Origin of the sequence: Streptomyces sp. NPDC007205, from assembly GCF_040634095.1 — a bacterium.
Taxonomy (GTDB): domain Bacteria; phylum Actinomycetota; class Actinomycetes; order Streptomycetales; family Streptomycetaceae; genus Streptomyces.
Genome location: NZ_JBEYEW010000001.1, coordinates 726,555 through 743,211, shown reverse-complemented (window position 1 = coordinate 743,211; position 16,657 = coordinate 726,555). Strand labels below are relative to the sequence as shown.

Genomic DNA, 16,657 nt, shown 5'->3' with positions numbered 1-16,657 from the left:
ACGTCTGACCAGGGCCCGCCGGAACCGGCACCCGAGGGGGCGGCGTCCATCGACGCACAAGATCGCTCATGGCGCGAAGGAGTCGAGATGACCGGCACGGCCACCCGTTACCTCTATCTGGCCCGGCACGGCGAGGCGTCGCCGGACGAGAGCGGGCTGACCGAGGGCGGCCGTCGGCAAGCCACGCTGCTCGGCCAGCGCCTCCGGAACATCCCTGTCACCGCCGTCCACCATGGTCCGCTGCCCCGGGCGGAGCAGACCGCGCGTCTCATCGGCGACCAGCTGAAGAACGTCCCTCTGCAAGTCTCGGAAGTTGCCGGAGACTACGTTCCCTATGTGCCGGCAAGGGAGGAACTCCCGCAGGAGTCAGCAGACCTGTTCCTCCGCTTTCTCGCCGGCGCCACTGATGAGGAGCGGGAGCGCGGACCTGCGCTGGCCCGCCGGGCGCTGGATCTGTTCGCCGGTCCGGTGGAGGGAGAAGAGGAGCGGCACGAACTGGTCGTCACCCACAATTTCCTCGTCGCCTGGCTCGTCCGGGACGCCATGCATGCGCCGAAGTGGCGTTGGCTCGGCCTCAACCACGGCAACGCCGCGCTCACCGTGATCCGCTACGCGCCCGGCCGACCGGCCTCCGTCCTCGTCTCCAACGACATGCGCCATCTGCCCGCCGAACTGCGCTGGACCGGCTTTCCCCCCGACTTGCACATCTGAAGGCGCGTCAGACCAGGGACGGGAGCCGGAAACCTCGTCGGGTCCGAGAGGACATCCGGCGGCGGGACACCGGCGCAGGTGGTCGACCGGGCCGGAGCTCAGCCCTCCCACGACCGGTCCGCCACCTCGGGCAGATCCGCCGCGTGCTCGCGGATCCAGCGTGGTGGCGCTGCCGGGTGTCCTCCATGTGCTGGCGTACGGCCGCCGTCCGCACGGCGAGGCCGGGACGCGGTCGATGACGTCCACCACGCGCACGGTCAGTTCGGGCAGGTGACGGCGCAGCAGCTGTGCCGCTGCCGGCACCTCCTGGGCGGGTACGCCCCCGGCGCAGGCCAGCACCACATCGGATTCACGCGAGCCGTCTTCGCTGCCGGCCCATTCCCAGATGCCTGCGCCGCGTGCACAGTGGACCTTCGCCTGATCCATCGACAGGCAGTCGAAGCACGGTTGTTTGCCGGCGACGGCGCCGTTGCCCCTGCCGAGCGGCGACGACTCCTGATACGGCCGAGGGGTGCGGGGGGCCGGTGCCGCCTCCTCCACCCGTGCGGCATATGATCACGGGCATGTCCGTCCTCCACGAGCGTTCCGCCCTCAGTCAACTGGCCCACGGTGAGCGGCTCTTGGGCTACGGCACCGTCGTTCCCGCCAAGAGCGCCAAAGGCATCAGCCCGACCATCGGCCGGTCGCTCGGGAACCAGCTGGTCAACAGCATCGGCGCCCAGTCCGGCGGAGCCGGCACCATCGCCGCGCAGATGCCGGGCACCTCCGGTTCGCTGCTGCTGCGCGTGACCGACCAGCGCATCGGACTCGTCAAGCCGCTCGACGGCACCCCGGTGTGGGAGGTGCCGCGGGCCTGGGTGACCCGGGTCGAACGCCGGCCGCGGACACAGCTGATGGCCCGCTTCCGGCTGCACTACGCCGACGGCTCCTGGCTGGCTTTCCTCACCATGCGGCGCCGCACGATCGAACAGTTCCGCTCACTCATCGGCTGACTCCGTCCTCACTGAGGCAGGCTTCCTCGATCAAGTAAGCACGGTACGACTGTCAGCCGGCCTTGGCCGGGAAGAACATGCTGGTAGACGCCCCATCCTGGGGGCAGGAAACGGGCGGGATCCTCTCCGGTCACCCCAGCCGTCCACGCCGCGCCCGACCGAGTCAATATGACCTGGACCACATCTACAGGTCTTCCGCCGCTGCCGGTGGAGGCGTAGGTTCCACTTACCCCGCGACGGCGCCTCCAAGGCGCTGGTCCGCCAGTCCCGGGCGGCGGACCAGCGGGGGCCAAATCTACCCACATCTGCGACGGGGCCACCGCCGCGCTGAACCGGTCCGACGGGCCGGGGCCGACCTGAGTGCCTGCACAAGAACGGCCGAGTGCCCTCGTGCGGGAACGGCCGGGCGAGGAGCTGGTGGCCCCTCGCACGTGAGCCAGGTGACCAGCACGCCATGTGCTTGGTCAACGGCCGCGAGGAGCAGCCCCCTCTCCTGCCGAAGCGAGCAGAGCACGAAGGAGTCCTTGGTATCCGGCGGGCATCCGCCTGCCCCGGTCCCGGCCACGGCGCCACTCCACCGACCCGGCATGATGATCACCATGACTTCGATCGCCCAGACCCCGATAACCGGCCTGGACCTCACAGGTTTCACCGAGCGTGAGCCCGGTCTGTGGACCGATGCGGCGGGGCTCGTCCTGTCGGTCCACTTCTTTCCCCTCGCCCCGGACTTGCCGGCCGCGCTCCACGAGCAGGAGCGGCTGCGGTACGGGAGCGCACAGGGCGCGGCCGGGTCCGGGGGCGGCCTCATCGAGGCGGTGGTGGGCAGCGTGGACGGCGTCCCGGCGCTGCGCCAGCTCATCAAGATGCCGTTGCAGAGCAGGCAGGGACAGGCTTTCATCGGCAGTTGGACGCTGCCGAAGGACCGCTGCAGCACCGTGGTGAAGGTGCAGGCTGCCGAGGGCGCCACGACCGGCCTGCGGGAGGCCATGGTGATGAGTCGGGTGGGGCCGGCCGACTACTTCCAGCCCCACCCGTACGCCGGAGGCGGACAGTTCGGCGGTCTGCCGTACCACGTGGCCGACCTGGAGCAGTGGGATCCCGAGTTCCCCGACCACCCGCTCACCTTGGTGCGCGCCGCCCTGCGCCGGATCACGCCGACAGTCACCCTCCACGATCAGTTCAAGACCCTGCCGCCGTACCCCGGCCCGACGCCACCCCACACCCACCCCGGGCCGCCTGCGGCCCCCTACGGCGCCCCGATCCCGCCCGCACCTCGACGCGGCTGGTTCCGCCGCAAGAGCGGCTAGACAGGGCCTGGGTCCACATCTGACGGACGCCATGGACAGGTGGGTCTCCCGTCGGTATCTTCCTCGGGTCCGCCCACCTGGACCAGGCGCTACTGCTCCATGAACTGGTCCCAGCCGCCCGGTGTGGACCGCTCTTCCGGGAGCGGGGCACCGCGGTGGCCCTCGACGACATCGCGCGCCGCGCCGGAGTGGGCGCGGGCACCCTCTATCGCCGGTTTCCCGACCGCGGCGCGCTGATCCGGCAGGTCATCGTCGACGGCTTCGAAATCTGCCTGGCAGCGGTGCAGGCGGCCCGTCAGGAACCGGCCGATCCCGCAGGCGCGGTGGAGCGGCTGTTCCGGCGTGTGGTGGAACGGCGCGAACGCCTCGTGCTGCCCTTGATCGGCGGACCGGTCGCACATGATCCATGAGTGCAGGAACTCCAGCACTCCATCCGCGGCAGCGTCGAGGAGATCATCGCGGCCGGCCTGGCCGCCGGCGTCGTTCCGACCAGTCCGCACAGGCCGCACGGGTGGGTGCCGGCGAGACGCCCGGCAACGCCACCTACGTGTTCCCGTGACCCGGGGTCCTCGCCGCGCCTTCTACTGTAGGCAGCAGTACGAACATGAAGGGGGCGGAGGATATGACGACGTGGGCCCTGGTTGTCGAGACGACCTTGGGTGCCGGCGAGCGCAAGCACATGGAGGCACACGTGGTGGCGCACGTCTCCGGCACTCGCGCCGAGGCGCTCGCGGAGCTGGAACGGCGGGCCCGGAGCCACTCACCCGAGCATCCCAGAACTCCCAGGCGGCGTCGGCTCCTTCGGGACGGCGACGGTTTCCTCGTCGTCGTCGACGGGGCGTGGCAGTCCTTCGCCACGCGGTTCACGGTGGCGGAACTGCTGGAGGACTCCGACGCGCCCACCGCCCCAGAACCCGTGGAGGCGCCGACCGACCCCATTGCTTCACCGGATGAGGCGGTGGAGCGGGTCGAGGCGGTGGAGCAGGCCGAGCAAGTCGAGAGGTATGCGGACGGCGTGCCGGTCAAGCCGGCGTGGCTGGGGCGCGACGACCTGCCGTAAGCGTGCCGGCGTCGTCCGAAACACCTCTTCGTCGACGGCGGCTACGCCACCCGCTGAAAGGCGCCGGTCCTTCAGCCGCCGACGAGGGCGACGAGCTTGATGAAGACCAGGTCGGGGTCGGCGCTGAGATCCACGACTTCGTCGAGGTCCTCGACCTGGCGATCGCCGACCAGCACGAAGAATCCGTTGGCCAGGAAGGCGCGTTCAGCGATCGCGGCCTGGCGCTCCCAGTTGATCCGGCGGGGCTCGTGGAGACGGTAGCCGTTCAGCTCGGTCTCGGCGTCGTCGGGGCGGACGAGGCCGTTGAAGCGGTTGCCCGGACGGGCGTTGTACCGGGCCACCTCCTCCTGGACCCGCAGCCTGATCAGCTCCCGTACGGTCATCCGTTCCGGCAGCCCGGCGACCTCCCACTCGGTGACCGGTCTGCCCGTCGCGGTCTCGTCCCGGAACGTCACGGTGGCCATCAGGCACCTCGCTTGATCTGCAGGAGAATGGACTCGTCGGTGATCTTCGTGTCGGCGGCGAGCAGGAACGCCTTGCTGAGGATCAGGGAGAGCCGTTCGTCCTCGAACGGCAGGAAGACCCTGCCCTCTTCCTTGCCGCGTGACGGGACGATGCACAGGTAGCTGTCGTCCGGTTCCATCAGGATGTTGGACGAGCCTAGATGGATCTTGTACGTGCGCAGATCGCCACGGACGACCAGAAAGCGGCCCTGGATCGCGCACCGGTCGGCGATCTTCAGGCGCGGCAGGATCCGTGCCAGCGCCTCCCGGCGGATCTCGGCACCCGCCGTCAGCTCACCGAACGTGGCCGCCCGCCAGTACGCGGCACAACGCTCCTCGCCCCGGTCGGTCCAGTCGGGATCGGCAGCGATCGAGGTCACGCCCACAAAGAGATCCACATCACGCATCGCCTCGCTGAACACCAGCGGGGGCACCTCCGCCAGGGGCACTTCCCGCCAGCGCCGGCCGTCGCGCCGCTCGAAGCGCACCTGATCGGTCGCGGCGTGCTCGGGTGCGTAGCCGCCGTGGTCGTCCGCGGCGGGCTCGTGGTGGAAGCAGGCCCGCCACTCGCCGTCGCCGAACTCGGCCCGCGCCCTCCCGTCGTAGCCGCCGTCGTACCGGCCGAGGAAGTTGGCCTGCCAGCCGCGTTCCTTGAACAGCGCGTAGAGCTGCCGGTAGTGGACGATGTGGGCGGCGAACCGGTTGGAGTAGCCGCCCGTCTTCTGCTCCGCCGGGGTGAGCAGGTAGATCTCCCGGAAGGCCTGTTTGAACGGCTGCCGCAGGCACGTGGCGACGAGCTGCTCCCGCCACGCCCTGATTTCGTCGGTCGACGCCCGGATCGGATGCCACAACCGGACGCGTTCGGGCCGGCCGGGCGGCTCGGTCGTCGGTGCCATCGCCCGCCACTCGCCGTGCGCGTCCTCGAACTCCCAGATCAGGCCGCGAACGAGGGTCCCGGTGACCGGGTGGTCGCGGTAGTGGCGGCACCAGTCGTCGTACGGCCAGGCGCGTCCGGTCGACATCAGCGCCTCCACGCGTGACCGCTCGCCCGACAGTGTGCCCCGCACCTCCTTGGCCAGGGCCTTCAACTCCCTTAGTTCGGCCGGGAAGCCGTCCTTCAGGGCGGCCGGAGCCGTGCGGGAGGTCTTCCCGTCGGGCCGTGTATAGGTGAGCCGCACGGTCGCGGCTTCCTCGATCGCCACCCGTACCCGGTGTCCGCCCACCTGCCGCTCCAGGGAACCGTCCGGCCCCAGACCGTGGTCCGGCACGCTGCGCTCGATCAGCTGAGCCGCCGTGATGCCCTGCTTCCCGGCCGCCGTCACCAGAGCGGTGTCGAGTTGTTTGCGCAGAGCCCGGTGACTGATCCGGGACTGCAGCCGCCACAGGGCCTCCAGGGCGGCCGTATCGGCTGTCTCGGCCAGCGCGTTGATCGCCGCGCCCGCGAGCTTGAGGTCGTCGATCACGCCGGTTCCCACGCCGCCGGTTCGCAGAGCCAGTGCGCCGAGGTGCCGCACCGCGGCCGGGGCGCCGGTCAGCGCGGCCGCCCAGACGACGCCGCGTGCCAGGTCTCCGTCGTTCTGGTGGACGAGGTAGTGGTAGTGGTAACCGCCGCCGAGCCAGCCGGTGTGCGCTCCGCTTGTTCTGCTGCACAGCGGATCGCCCTCGGCCAGCGCCCGCAGGACGTCGGCCATGAGGTCCCGTGCCGCCGCCGCGGCCACGAGGTCGAGGCACGTCCGCCGCCACCTCTGCGCGGGACGCGGGCCCGACAGGCTCGCCAAGTGCCGTAACAGGTCGGCGAGTTCGCGCGCCGGGGAAATCTTGGCACGGTCGCTCAACGGGGCTGCCCAAGGGGTGTCGGCGGGGATCAGTCCCTCGGGGATGTGCGCCTGGTCCGCGCTCGCGAGCAGCGCGCGCAGGCGCCGGCCGAGCGACGCGCGCCCACGCGCCTCGACAGTGGTGTCCATGAGCTCCCTGTGCGCATGCCGCAGCCAGGGCATGACGGCGCGACGGCCGTCGGCGTCGAGCTGCTCGACGGCGTTCAGTACCAGCCGCAGTGAGCCGGCGAACCAGGAGCCCATGTCGTACTCGGTGGCGCGGAGCAGCATCACCGCGACCTCGTCGGGCGTCCAGCCCCGCACCCGGGAGATCAGCGACTCGATCTCGGTGTCGTACTGCCACAGGCTCGTGTCGTCGAAGCGGGCGGCCAGCATGAGGCACAGGACCGCGGCCCTCCCCTCCTCGTCCGTGCAGGCCGCTAGCCGGCCGTCGATCACGGCCTGGGTCGCCGCGCCCTCCGCCCTGGATCTGCGGCGCTCATGCCCCATGGCTCGCCGGAACTCGGTCCGTTGGCTTTCCAGGAGGTCGACGAGCCAGCGGACGCGGTCGAGCGCAGCGGACCGCACGTCGTCGAGCGGGTCGCCCCTGCGGGATTCGGCCATCAAGGCGTCGTAGAGCATGGCGGGATGATGGCAGGGGGCACTGACAATGCGATCAACCCCGGCGATCGGCAACTGCGCACCGAAACGGTCCCGCCGAAGCGCAATCCCGAAGCGCGCCGCTGACGTACAGAGAGTAGGGCGCAGTCTGGAAAGAAGAGGGTGCATCCATCATGCGAGTACAAGGCGTGAGGCGTCTCGTCGCGGCGTCCGCGGCCGGCCTGCTGATGGCCGGCGGCGCGGCGATCGGCGCAGCAGGCACGGCCGCAGCAGCAGCCCCGGCCGCACACACTGGTGTGATCACTGACCAGTGCTTCGGCCATGACGACTGGCGCTGCTTCGACCACGGCGGGTTCCGCTTCGACCACCGGGGCTTCTGCTTCCACCACCCCTGGTTCTGTTTCGACCACCGCTCCGACCACCGGTTCGACAACGGAGGGGTTGTGGTCATCGTGGTCCGCTAGCGGTCACCGCAGGCGATCGAGGGCGCGCCCACGGGCGCGCCCTCCGCCGCGTGCGTGTGCGCCGGCGACCTGGTGGGCGGCCGTCTACTACGGGAGTTGAGTACGCGCGCGGATGCTCGAACCCGTCACCGGGATCGTCTCGCGCCGGGCCGCTGCGGAGGGCGAGTACGCCTCGGCGCTCGCGGTGCGGGCGGCCCGTACCGCGCCGGCCCGGGCCGGGCTGGTTCCCTACGACGTGGATCTGCCCAGCCCGCCGGGGGCAGGCGGCCGGGTCGCCCTCAGTGGTCCTGGGTCGGCTGGTCCTCACGGTCGGGGTCGCTCGGGCCCAGCCGCACACAGCATTCCCCGGGCTCGGGGGCGAGGACGGCGTGGACTCCGTTGACCTGAAGGCCGTCGAGGTAGCCGCTGAGGAAAGCCTGGTTCATGCCGCACACCAGGTCGGGGGCCTTCGCTGCCAGCGGGTGGAAGGGGCAGTTGCGGAGCCGGAGCCGGGTGGGGCTCTCCCGGACCGGTTCGTAGCCGTACCGGTCCAGGAGCCGCTCGCACGCGGTCAGCCCGCGCTCGGGGCCCAGACGGCCCGGGCGGCTCTCCTCGCGCGCGGCCTCGCCCATCTGCCGACCTCGCTGGTCGGCCGTGCGCATGACCGCCTGCGTCGCGTTCTCGTCGGCACCTTCGGTCAGGACGGCGTCCAGGAGAAGGTCGGCCAGCAGTTCGTGTCGCCGGTCGGGGATGGTCACGGTGATCTGGGTGTCGGTGGGTTCGTACACCTTCGGCTGTCTGCCGACCTTGCGGAGGCCGCCCGGTGACTCGTAGCGGGCGCGCAGCAGGCCGGCGTCGACGAGTTTGTCGAGGTGGAAGGCGGCGAGCTTGCGGGATATGCCGACGCTGGCGGCGGCCTCGTCGCGGGTGACGGCACGGCGGGCACGCCGGATGAAGGTGAACATGCGCCTGCGCAAGTCCTCGTTCAGGACGCTGACGGAGCCGAGAGCGGTGTCGGCCGCGTCGGTCTGCGAAGTCGGGTCGGAAGCCACGAGAACACGGTAACTCCCACCTGGCCGGGCGCAACTGCCTTTTTAGCCCTCTGTTCTGCGCGTCTTGACGCGCTCTCTGAATAAGACCAACATCTATTGGTGAAACCACTGGGAGGTTGCGATGGTCAATGAGCCACAGCTCCAGGCGAAGCGTCCGGTCAGCGCCTCGCTCGCCGGCCCGTACGGCCACCCGTTCCACCCGATCCTGGTGACCGTGCCGATCGGCGCCTGGGTGGCCAGCCTGGTGTTCGACATCGCGTCCCATGTCGTGCACCGCCCCGGTTTCCTGACCCAGTCCTCGGAGTGGCTGATCGCGGTGGGGGTGATCGGTGCCCTGCTGGCGGCCATGGTCGGATTCCTCGACCTGTTCGCGATCCCCAGCGGCACCCCGGCCTTTGGCACCGCCCTGGTTCACATGACGCTGAACCTGCTGGTCACCGCCGCCTACATCGTCAACTTCCTATGGCGGTACGGCGACCACGCCGGCGGCGGAAGCGTCGGCATCGGGCGGCTCGTCCTGTCCGCACTGAGCGTGGCCACGCTGGGCGTCTCGGGATTCCTCGGCGGCAAGCTCGCCTACCGCTATGGCGTCCGGGTCGCCGACGAGAGCACCCAGGCCGAGGGCTTCGCCACCGACCGCAACCCGGGGAGCGCCCGTTCCGTCGCGTGACCCGGCCCGCGCACCCGCCCCGGCGGCCGGTGTCCTCCGGCCGCCTCCGACCCCGTCCTCACCTGGGAGTTCCCATGGACATCGCCGCACTGATCGCCTGGGTGGTCACCGCCCTGGGCGGCTTCTACATGCTCGGCACCTGGATCCAACGCGGCGGAATCCAGCAGCAGCAATCCGGCACCAGCCGCCTGCCCGCACCCGTCGTCTTCGGCCACTTCGCCCTGGCCGCGATCGGGCTGGTTGTGTGGATCATCTATGTCGTGGCCGACAAGAGCGCCCTGGCCTGGACGTCGTTCGGTCTGCTGCTGCCGGTCGCCCTGCTGGGATTCGTGATGCTCGCCCGCTGGATCCCCGTCTACCGCGACCGCGCCACGGCCGGCACGGCTCCGGCCGCAGGGATGGCTCCGGCCGCCGCGACGGCCGCCGGAGCCGAAGGGGTCGTCCCCGCCGAACGGAACTTCCCCCTTGCGGTGGTGCTGGCACACGGCCTGTTCGCCGTGGTCACCCTCGTCCTGGTCCTGCTCACCGCCCTGGGCATCGGAGGCAGCTGACATGAGCCAGCGGCCGCAGCACCGCGCCACCGCCCGAATAGACCTGAGAGCCTGCGCGGCACACCGGGGCGGACGGCCCGCGCGTACGCCGAACCGTTCAGCCCGCGTCCTTTCGGCCTGACCACCTTCCCCAACGACCAGGGTTACGACGAACTGGTCCTGGCCCGCCGCATTCCGGTCCGCTCTATGTGCGAGCACCATCCGCTGCCGTTCGTCGGCACGGCACACGTCGGCTACCTGCCCGGTGCAAGCAGGTCGCCGACCGGCTGCAGACACACCTGGAGCCAAAAGGCGTCGGCGTGGTCAGCACCATGCCCTCCACCCTGCTCGGCCTGCTGCGGTCCGACGCCCGTTCGCGGAGCGAGTTCCTGGCCCTCACCGGCGTGGTCTCTTGAGTGTAGGGAGAGTGGTCGCGTCAGGCCGCGGGGCGGGGAAGGTCGATGGAGCGGTTCTCTTCGACCACCTGGTAGCCGGCGCTCGTGTACAGGTTCATGGCCACCTCGTTGCCGCCCCACACGGTGAACATCAATGCCGAGTCGCCGGCTGCGAGCGTGGCCTGTTCGCCGGCCACCATCGCGGCCCGCCCGTACCCTTTGCCGCGGTGCCGCTCCTGGATGTACAAGGAGTAGCCGTAGGTGACCCCGTCCAGGTACCCGTGCTTCAACCATCCGGTGCCGATCTGCTCGCCCGCCGCCTCCAGCACCAGCAAAGTGGTGTCGGGCGTCGCCAGGCCCTCGGGAAGCAGTTCCGCGAAGTCGCGGTCGGACTTGCGTACGGCCTCCTCGGGGCTGAGGGCTCCCGCCCGGACGATGTCACCGGCGTAGGCGACCTTCTCGGAGGCCAGCCACTCGGGATATTCAGCGTGTGTCATCGGCCGTGCCGTGACACCGTCGAGTGGTTCCGGCGGGGAGCCGATGCGCCGCATTCTGAGCTGACCGCGGACGCCGTAGTCGTCGAACAGTTCGCCGGCGGGCTCGGTGAGCCGTATGTCCAGCAGACGTGCGCCGTGCTGCGCGCACCATCCCTCCGCCCAGTCCCGGGCGGCCCGCTCGTGCCCCCGGCCGGTGTGCGCCGCGTCCACGCGGAGGTCGCCGATGCGACCCGCGAGCGCGCCGCCGCGGTCGGTCACGACCACGGCGACGTGTCCCACGCGGTTTCCGGCGTCCGTGATCTCGGCGACGGTCCAGTCACCGATGCCGTCGCATGCCTTCTCCAGCATGCTCTCCGCCGCGGCAGCGGCGAGCCCGGCCGCCGTGTAGCGAGTGCGTAGCCGCCGCTCGAAGTCCTTCTGCCATTCCGTGGTGTCACCAAGGACGCTGAATTCTGTCACCTGATCACATTAGCCACCTTGTCATGGACCTGAACTGCCTTTTACAGCAGGCCCACCGCAGGGACCGCGACATTGAGGGGCCCGAAGCTGATCGGATCGGCGGGGCCGCCCAGGGCCCCGCCGGTGGATGCCCGGTCAGCGCTGTCACCCGCGGGCGGCGCCGGGAACCGCGCAGGGCCGGGGACCAGGCCACCGACCGGAGCGGAGCCGGCACGAGGAGCGGCTGCCGACGTGTCGGCCGCGTACACACCGAGGCCGCCGACAGCGAGGAGAGTGACAGCCGCGATCCGGAGAGACTTGATCATTGCGATCCTTCGAGGCGTTTCGTTTTCCCTTGGCACGTTCTCTGGGCACGACACTCGCCGATTCGAGGGGAGGATCGGCGTATCGACGCGCGGCCGGCCCCTCGGTGATTCCGGCGGTGATCCCTGCCTTGCCCGTGCCACGCGCCCGGCGCAGTCTGGTCCTATGAGCGCGCAGGACGGCCCCACGCTCATCACGTCCGTGCAGCGGGCCTTCCGTTTGCTGGAGGCGGTGAGCGCCCACGAGAACGGCGCACCGGCGAAACAGCTGGCGCGCGAGACGGGGCTGCCCCTGGCCACCGCCTATCACCTGCTGCGCACCCTGGTGCACGACGGATACGTGCGGAAACTGGACGACGGCGGCTTCGTCCTGGGCGACAGGCTGGACTCCCTGCACGCGGCGGGCGGCACCCAGACGCTGCTCAGCCGCATCCGCCCGACGCTCGCCGCCCTGCGGGACGAGCTGTCCACCGCCACCTACCTCACGTTCTACGAGGACGGTGAGATCAGGGTCGCCGAGATCGTCGACGGGCCCCGTACACCGCGGGTGGACCTCTGGGTGGGGTTCGAGGACGCCGGACATGCCACCGCCCTGGGCAAGTCGGTGCTGCGTGAGCTGGACGAGGAGGCCCGCCGGGACTATCTGTCCAGACATCACCGCCCTGACCTCACGCCACGGACGATCACCAGTCTTCCGGAGCTGCTGCGCAGGATCGAGTCGTCCCCCCTGGCGCCGGCCGTCACGGACCTGGAGGAGTACTCCCTCGGCACCGTGTGCGTCGCCGTGCCCGTCCACCGCGGCGGCACACTCGGCTCGCTCGGCGTCTCCCTGCCCGTGGAACGGCAGGCCCAGCTCCAGGAGATCCGGGCGCGTCTGCTTCCGATCGCGAGCCGTATCACCAGAAGCCTCTCACTCACTATCTGAAAATCCGCTCCTTGTGGCCGCCACGCCCAGCCCGTTTCCTTGAACGAAAGGGACATTCCGGGTGTGCACCCCCATACAGGCGAGGATCGCGGACCAAACATGACTCAGGCCCGACACCATGGCGGCGACCACCAGCCGAGGCTGTTCAGGAGGCGCGCAGCCGGCGTCTGGGGATCGGTCCGCCGGCGTGCCGCCGGTCAGCTGGCCCGCAAAATGCCCGTCCTGCCGGTTCTGGTCCTCGCCGTCGTCGTGCTCGTGGACATCGTCGGAGGGGCGGGCATGGTCTGGCTGCCGCTGCTGGCGGCCGGACCCGCGCTGGCCGCCGCCACCAACGGGCCACGCGGGGTGCTCTGTGCCGGTCTCCTCGCCACGGCGCTGGGCACGGCGCTGGGCACGGGGAACAGCGTTCCCGCCGGTGAGCTGATGGCCGTACTGTCCGCCCTGCTGGCCGTCACGGCGGCGAGCGGCCTGGCCAGCGCGTTGCACGGCCGGCGTGAGCGGGTACTCGCGGCCGTCCGCTCGGTCGCCGAAGCCGCCCAGCACGCCGTACTCCAGCCCGTCCCGGAGACCGTCGGGCCGTTCCGGGTGGCCGTCCGCTACAGCGCCGCGGCGGCGGAGGCCAGGATCGGCGGGGATCTCTACGCCCTGGTGCCCACTCCGCACGGCGTCAGGCTGATCGTCGGCGACGTGCGCGGCAAGGGGCTGCCCGCCGTGGGGACCGCCGCACTCGTGCTCGGGGTGTTCCGCGAGGCCGCCCATGACGAGCGCGATCTGCTCGCCGTCGTCGGCAGGATCGAGCGGAGCCTGGCCCGCAACCTGGGCCCCGACGACTTCGTCACCGCCGTGGTCGCCGGATGCCCCCGGTCCGGACATCTGGAGGTCGTCAACTGCGGACACGCGCCTCCGCTGCTGATATCCGCGTCCGGAGACGTCAGGGCGGTGGAGGCCACCCACCCCGCGCCGCCTCTCGGCCTGCGTGCCCTCTCGGGCCAGGCCCCTGGTCTGCAGCGGCTGCCCTTCGCGGTGGGAGAGCAGCTGCTGCTGTACACCGACGGGGTCACCGAGGCCCGCGACCACGCGCGTGAGTTCTATCCGCTCGTCGAGGGGGTGACCCGCCATGTCTCCGACGAGCCGGCCCGCACGCTCACCGCGCTGCACGACGAGCTGCTGGCGCATGTGGGCGGCCGGCTGCACGACGACGCCGCCCTGCTCCTGATCCGCAAGGAGACCGCGGACTACGGAGCGGCCCCCCTGCCGTCCCGGGTGCAGGCCGCGCTCTAGGTCAATACAGCTAGGCCCTGTCGTCGTCGATACAGCTAGGCCCTGTCGTCACATTCCCGTCGTCGTCACATTCCCGTCGTCGCCCGCCGGGCAGGCGGGAAGTCGACGACACGACCTAGACCGCGACGAGGTCGGCCCAGCGGGTGACCCCGCCAGGATGGACGCGTATGCCATGGCTGGTCGCAAGAGCGTGGATGATCGTCTCGCCCCGGCCGTGCTCGTCCGGGTCGGTCCCGGCACGGGACCCGCCCGCCGGGAGCGCGGCCCCCGCGTCGGTGACCTCGACGCGAAGAGTGCAGCCGCCGTCGCCGGGCACCCAGGACAACCGGAGTACGGCCGGGGGCCGGGCGTGCAGGAGCGCGTTGGTGACCAGCTCCGACACCACGAGCAAGGAGTCCTCGACGAGCTCCGGAAACACCCTCCAGTCGGCGAGGACCGCCGCAGCACGCCGGCGTACGGCCGAGACGGCGCCGGCGACGGGGGGCACCGGGCACACGTGTTCGCAAGCCGCCCGTAGCAGCGTGTTGAGCTGTGCCGTCATGGTCTCTCCCCATGGTGTGTGCCGCCGGTCCGATGCTGTGTCCCCACGCATACCGGCCTCGTAGCAAGGTATGAAGACAAATCGGGCTCGTCAATGAACGGCGGTCGGCATTACCGAACGCCCCTCCTTCCCTGCGACCCCGAAGCGCCGTCCGCCCGCGGAGCGAAGCATCCGCGGCGGTAATAGGCTCGCCTCATGGCCGGCCCAGTCCAGTCGATCGAACGGGCGGCGGCGATCCTGCGCCTGCTCGCCGGTGGGCCCCGCCGACTCGGGCTCGGCGAGGTGGCGGCCTCGCTCGGGCTGGCGAAGGGCACCGCACACGGCATCCTGCGCACGCTCCAGCACGTGGACTTCGTGGAACAGGACGCGGCGACCGGCAAATACCAGCTCGGAGCCGCCCTGCTGCACCTCGGGACCAGCTACCTGGACGTCAACGAACTCCGCTCGCGCTCCCTGAACTGGGCCGACGCCCTCGCCGCCCGCAGCGGGGAGGCGGTACGCCTGGGCACCCCCCTGGAGGGCAGCGTGCTCATCGTCCACCATGTGTTCCGGCCGGACGACACCTTCCAGACCCTGGACGTGGGCTCGCTGCTGCCCCTGCACGCCTCCTCGCTCGGCAAGGTACTGCTGGCGTTCGGGACCGCGACGACCGAGCCCGGCGACGGGCCGGGCCTGGATGCGTACACCCGCCACACGCTGGTCGATCGCGAGCGGCTCACCCGGGCGCTCGCCGAGGTGCGGGAACTCGGCTGGGCCGCCGAGATCCAGGAGATGAGCATGGGCGAGGCCGGGCTCGCCGCGCCGATCCGCGGCCACGGCGGCCTCGTCGTCGGGGCCATCGGCCTGTCCGGGCCGGTCGAGCGGATCTGCGACAGCCAGGGCCGTCCCCGCCCGAGCCTGATCACCCTGATCCGTGAAGCGGCGCGCGCGATCTCCCGAGACCTGGGAGCCGCCCGCTGGTAGGCCAGGACAGCCGCCCCTCGATCCGTCGGAAGGCAGACCCGATCATGGCTGAACGGTATGTAATGTCCATCGATCAGGGCACCAACTCGACCCGCTGCATTCTCTTCGACCACCGTGGGCGGCTGGTCTCGGTCGCTCAGAAGGAGCACCAGCAGCACTTCCCCCGGCCCGGCTGGGTCGAGCACGACGCCGTGGAGATCTGGCAGAACCTGTGCCGCGTCGTACCCGAGGCCCTCTCCGACGCCGGTGTCGACACGGGGCAGGTCGCCGCCGTCGGCCTGGCCAACCAGCGCGAGACGACCGTGCTCTGGGACCGGCGGACCGGCGCCCCGCTGGGCCGGGCGATCGTCTGGCAGGACACCCGCACCGCGCCGCTCGTCGAGGACCTCAGGAAGGACCCCGGCGAGGAGTTCTTCCTGCAACGGTGCTGTCTGCCGCCGTCGACCTACTTCTCGGCGCTGCGGCTCCGCTGGCTGTTCGACCATGTCAAGCGTCTGCAGCAGCGCGCCGTCGACGGGGAGGTGCTGTGCGGAACGATGGAGAGCTGGCTGATCTGGAACCTCACCGGAGGCACCGACGGCGGCCTGCACATCACCGACGCCACCAACGCCAGCCGCACCATGCTGATGAACATCCACACACTCGCCTGGGACGAAGAGCTGCTGGCCTTCTTCGGGGTCCCCCGCTCGATGCTGCCCGAGATCAGGTCGTCCGCCGAGACGTACGGCGACGCCCGCTCGCTGCTCCCGGGTGTCGCCCTCACCGCCGCCCTCGGCGACCAGCAGGCCGCGCTCTTCGGCCAGACCTGTTTCTCCCCGGGGGAAGCGAAATGCACATACGGGACGGGGAGCTTTCTGCTGCTGAACACCGGGGGCGACGTCGTGCGGTCCCGGCACGGGCTCCTCACCACCGTCGCCTACAAGATCGGGAACCAGCGGCCGGCGTACGCCCTGGAAGGGTCCATAGCCGTCACCGGCGCACTCGTCCAGTGGTTCCGTGACCGCCTGGGCCTGATCAGCAGCGCCCCGGAGATCGAGACACTCGCGCGGACGGTCGAGGACAACGGCGGCTGCTACATCGTCCCCGCCTTCTCGGGCCTGTTCGCACCCCGCTGGCGCAGCGACGCACGCGGGGTCATCGTCGGCCTCACCTCCTACATCACCAAGGGACACCTCGCGCGCGCCGTCCTGGAGGCCACCGGGTGGCAGACCCGCGAGGTCGTCGACGCCATGAACGCGGACTCCTCGGTCCCCCTGCAGCAGCTGAAGGTGGACGGGGGCATGACCGCGGACAACCTGCTCATGCAGTTCGTGGCGGACGTCCTCGACGTGCCCGTGGTACGGCCCCTGGTCGCCGAGACGGTCTCCCTCGGCGCCGCCTACGCGGCCGGCCTGGCTTCCGGTTACTGGCCGGACCTGGAAGTGCTGCGCCGCAACTGGCACCGGGCGGCGCAGTGGCTGCCCGCCATGGACCCCGGGCTGCGGGAGGCGGAGTACGACAACTGGCAGCGGGCGGTCGAACGCTCCCTGGGATGGGCCCGACCGCCCCGCTCAGCCGAGCCGGGCCCGCCGAAGTGACGCATTTCGCGCCT

The 16,657-nt window shown here is 70.7% G+C and carries 18 protein-coding genes and 2 pseudogenes; 13 read left to right on the top strand and 7 right to left on the bottom strand.

The genetic code is table 11. The features are described 5' to 3' along the window. Positions 1-87 precede the first annotated feature (87 nt). Positions 88-711 carry a histidine phosphatase family protein gene (locus ABZ624_RS03330; RefSeq protein WP_360082014.1) on the top strand — a complete coding sequence of 208 codons (624 nt, stop codon included), beginning with the start codon at positions 88-90 and terminating at the stop codon, positions 709-711. A gap of 98 nt (positions 712-809) precedes the next feature. Here ABZ624_RS03330 and ABZ624_RS03325 read toward each other — a convergent pair. Beyond that, a pseudogene (locus ABZ624_RS03325) lies at positions 810-1,173 on the bottom strand (hypothetical protein); the annotation flags it as partial. Positions 1,174-1,274: 101 nt separating this feature from the next. Between ABZ624_RS03325 and ABZ624_RS03320 the strand changes: the two are divergent. From ABZ624_RS03320 to ABZ624_RS03305, 4 genes are all read left to right on the top strand, one after another. Further along, the gene (locus ABZ624_RS03320) at positions 1,275-1,703 is read left to right on the top strand and encodes a hypothetical protein (RefSeq protein ID WP_360082012.1); all 429 of its coding nucleotides are present in this window, start codon (positions 1,275-1,277) and stop codon (positions 1,701-1,703) included. A gap of 599 nt (positions 1,704-2,302) precedes the next feature. After that, positions 2,303-3,010, top strand: coding sequence for a hypothetical protein (locus ABZ624_RS03315; RefSeq protein ID WP_360082010.1), 708 nt, complete (start codon positions 2,303-2,305; stop codon positions 3,008-3,010). 155 nt (positions 3,011-3,165) lie between these two features. Further along, entirely contained in the window at positions 3,166-3,420 is a 255-nt protein-coding gene (locus ABZ624_RS03310; RefSeq protein WP_360082008.1) for a helix-turn-helix domain-containing protein, read from the top strand. Positions 3,421-3,632: 212 nt separating this feature from the next. Further along, positions 3,633-4,070: a hypothetical protein gene (locus ABZ624_RS03305; protein ID WP_360082006.1), complete on the top strand. Its 438-nt coding sequence runs from the start codon at positions 3,633-3,635 to the stop codon at positions 4,068-4,070. A 71-nt stretch (positions 4,071-4,141) separates the two neighbouring features. Here ABZ624_RS03305 and ABZ624_RS03300 read toward each other — a convergent pair whose 3' ends face one another. Both ABZ624_RS03300 and ABZ624_RS03295 read right to left on the bottom strand, forming a co-directional pair. Further along, entirely contained in the window at positions 4,142-4,534 is a 393-nt protein-coding gene (locus tag ABZ624_RS03300) for a hypothetical protein (protein ID WP_360082004.1), read from the bottom strand. After that, entirely contained in the window at positions 4,534-7,029 is a 2,496-nt protein-coding gene (locus ABZ624_RS03295) for a DUF4132 domain-containing protein (RefSeq protein WP_360082002.1), read from the bottom strand. The genes ABZ624_RS03300 and ABZ624_RS03295 overlap by 1 nt, the downstream gene beginning before the upstream one ends. 167 nt (positions 7,030-7,196) lie before the next feature. On the opposite strand from ABZ624_RS03295, the gene ABZ624_RS03290 reads away from it, so the two are divergent. Beyond that, positions 7,197-7,472, top strand: coding sequence for a hypothetical protein (locus ABZ624_RS03290; protein WP_360082000.1), 276 nt, complete (start codon positions 7,197-7,199; stop codon positions 7,470-7,472). Between the two features lie 278 nt (positions 7,473-7,750). On the opposite strand, the gene ABZ624_RS03285 is transcribed toward ABZ624_RS03290, so the two are convergent. After that, positions 7,751-8,503: a transcriptional regulator gene (locus ABZ624_RS03285; protein WP_360081998.1), complete on the bottom strand. Its 753-nt coding sequence runs from the start codon at positions 8,501-8,503 to the stop codon at positions 7,751-7,753. A gap of 121 nt (positions 8,504-8,624) precedes the next feature. On the opposite strand from ABZ624_RS03285, the gene ABZ624_RS03280 reads away from it, so the two are divergent. The 3 genes and pseudogenes from ABZ624_RS03280 to ABZ624_RS03270 all read left to right on the top strand — a co-directional run. Beyond that, the gene (locus ABZ624_RS03280) at positions 8,625-9,173 is read left to right on the top strand and encodes a DUF2231 domain-containing protein (RefSeq protein ID WP_360081995.1); all 549 of its coding nucleotides are present in this window, start codon (positions 8,625-8,627) and stop codon (positions 9,171-9,173) included. A 74-nt stretch (positions 9,174-9,247) separates the two neighbouring features. Then, the gene (locus tag ABZ624_RS03275) at positions 9,248-9,724 is read left to right on the top strand and encodes a hypothetical protein (RefSeq protein ID WP_360081992.1); all 477 of its coding nucleotides are present in this window, start codon (positions 9,248-9,250) and stop codon (positions 9,722-9,724) included. Positions 9,725-9,769: 45 nt separating this feature from the next. Then, positions 9,770-10,119: pseudogene (locus tag ABZ624_RS03270) on the top strand (GTP cyclohydrolase I); the annotation flags it as partial. A gap of 20 nt (positions 10,120-10,139) precedes the next feature. Here the strand turns inward: ABZ624_RS03270 and ABZ624_RS03265 are convergent. After that, complete coding sequence (locus tag ABZ624_RS03265) at positions 10,140-11,054, bottom strand: GNAT family N-acetyltransferase (protein ID WP_360081990.1); 915 nt, start codon at positions 11,052-11,054, stop codon at positions 10,140-10,142. 41 nt (positions 11,055-11,095) lie between these two features. Then, the gene (locus tag ABZ624_RS03260) at positions 11,096-11,359 is read right to left on the bottom strand and encodes a hypothetical protein (protein WP_360081988.1); all 264 of its coding nucleotides are present in this window, start codon (positions 11,357-11,359) and stop codon (positions 11,096-11,098) included. Between the two features lie 163 nt (positions 11,360-11,522). On the opposite strand from ABZ624_RS03260, the gene ABZ624_RS03255 reads away from it, so the two are divergent. Together ABZ624_RS03255 and ABZ624_RS03250 are read left to right on the top strand one after the other, a co-directional pair. Continuing rightward, on the top strand, positions 11,523-12,281 hold the full coding sequence (locus tag ABZ624_RS03255; protein ID WP_360081986.1) for an IclR family transcriptional regulator C-terminal domain-containing protein: 759 nt from the start codon (positions 11,523-11,525) through the stop codon (positions 12,279-12,281). A 99-nt stretch (positions 12,282-12,380) separates the two neighbouring features. Then, positions 12,381-13,562 (top strand): PP2C family protein-serine/threonine phosphatase, encoded by a 1,182-nt coding sequence (locus ABZ624_RS03250; protein WP_360081984.1) that lies wholly within the window; start codon positions 12,381-12,383, stop codon positions 13,560-13,562. Positions 13,563-13,677: 115 nt separating this feature from the next. Here ABZ624_RS03250 and ABZ624_RS03245 read toward each other — a convergent pair whose 3' ends face one another. Beyond that, positions 13,678-14,103, bottom strand: a complete 426-nt coding sequence (locus ABZ624_RS03245; protein WP_360081982.1) for an ATP-binding protein — start codon at positions 14,101-14,103, stop codon at positions 13,678-13,680. Between the two features lie 195 nt (positions 14,104-14,298). Here ABZ624_RS03245 and ABZ624_RS03240 point away from each other — a divergent pair, with 195 nt between their 5' ends. After that, entirely contained in the window at positions 14,299-15,066 is a 768-nt protein-coding gene (locus ABZ624_RS03240; RefSeq protein WP_360081980.1) for an IclR family transcriptional regulator, read from the top strand. Positions 15,067-15,110: 44 nt separating this feature from the next. Next, positions 15,111-16,643 (top strand): glycerol kinase GlpK, encoded by a 1,533-nt coding sequence (gene glpK, locus ABZ624_RS03235; protein ID WP_360081978.1) that lies wholly within the window; start codon positions 15,111-15,113, stop codon positions 16,641-16,643. Positions 16,644-16,657: the final 14 nt, after the last annotated feature.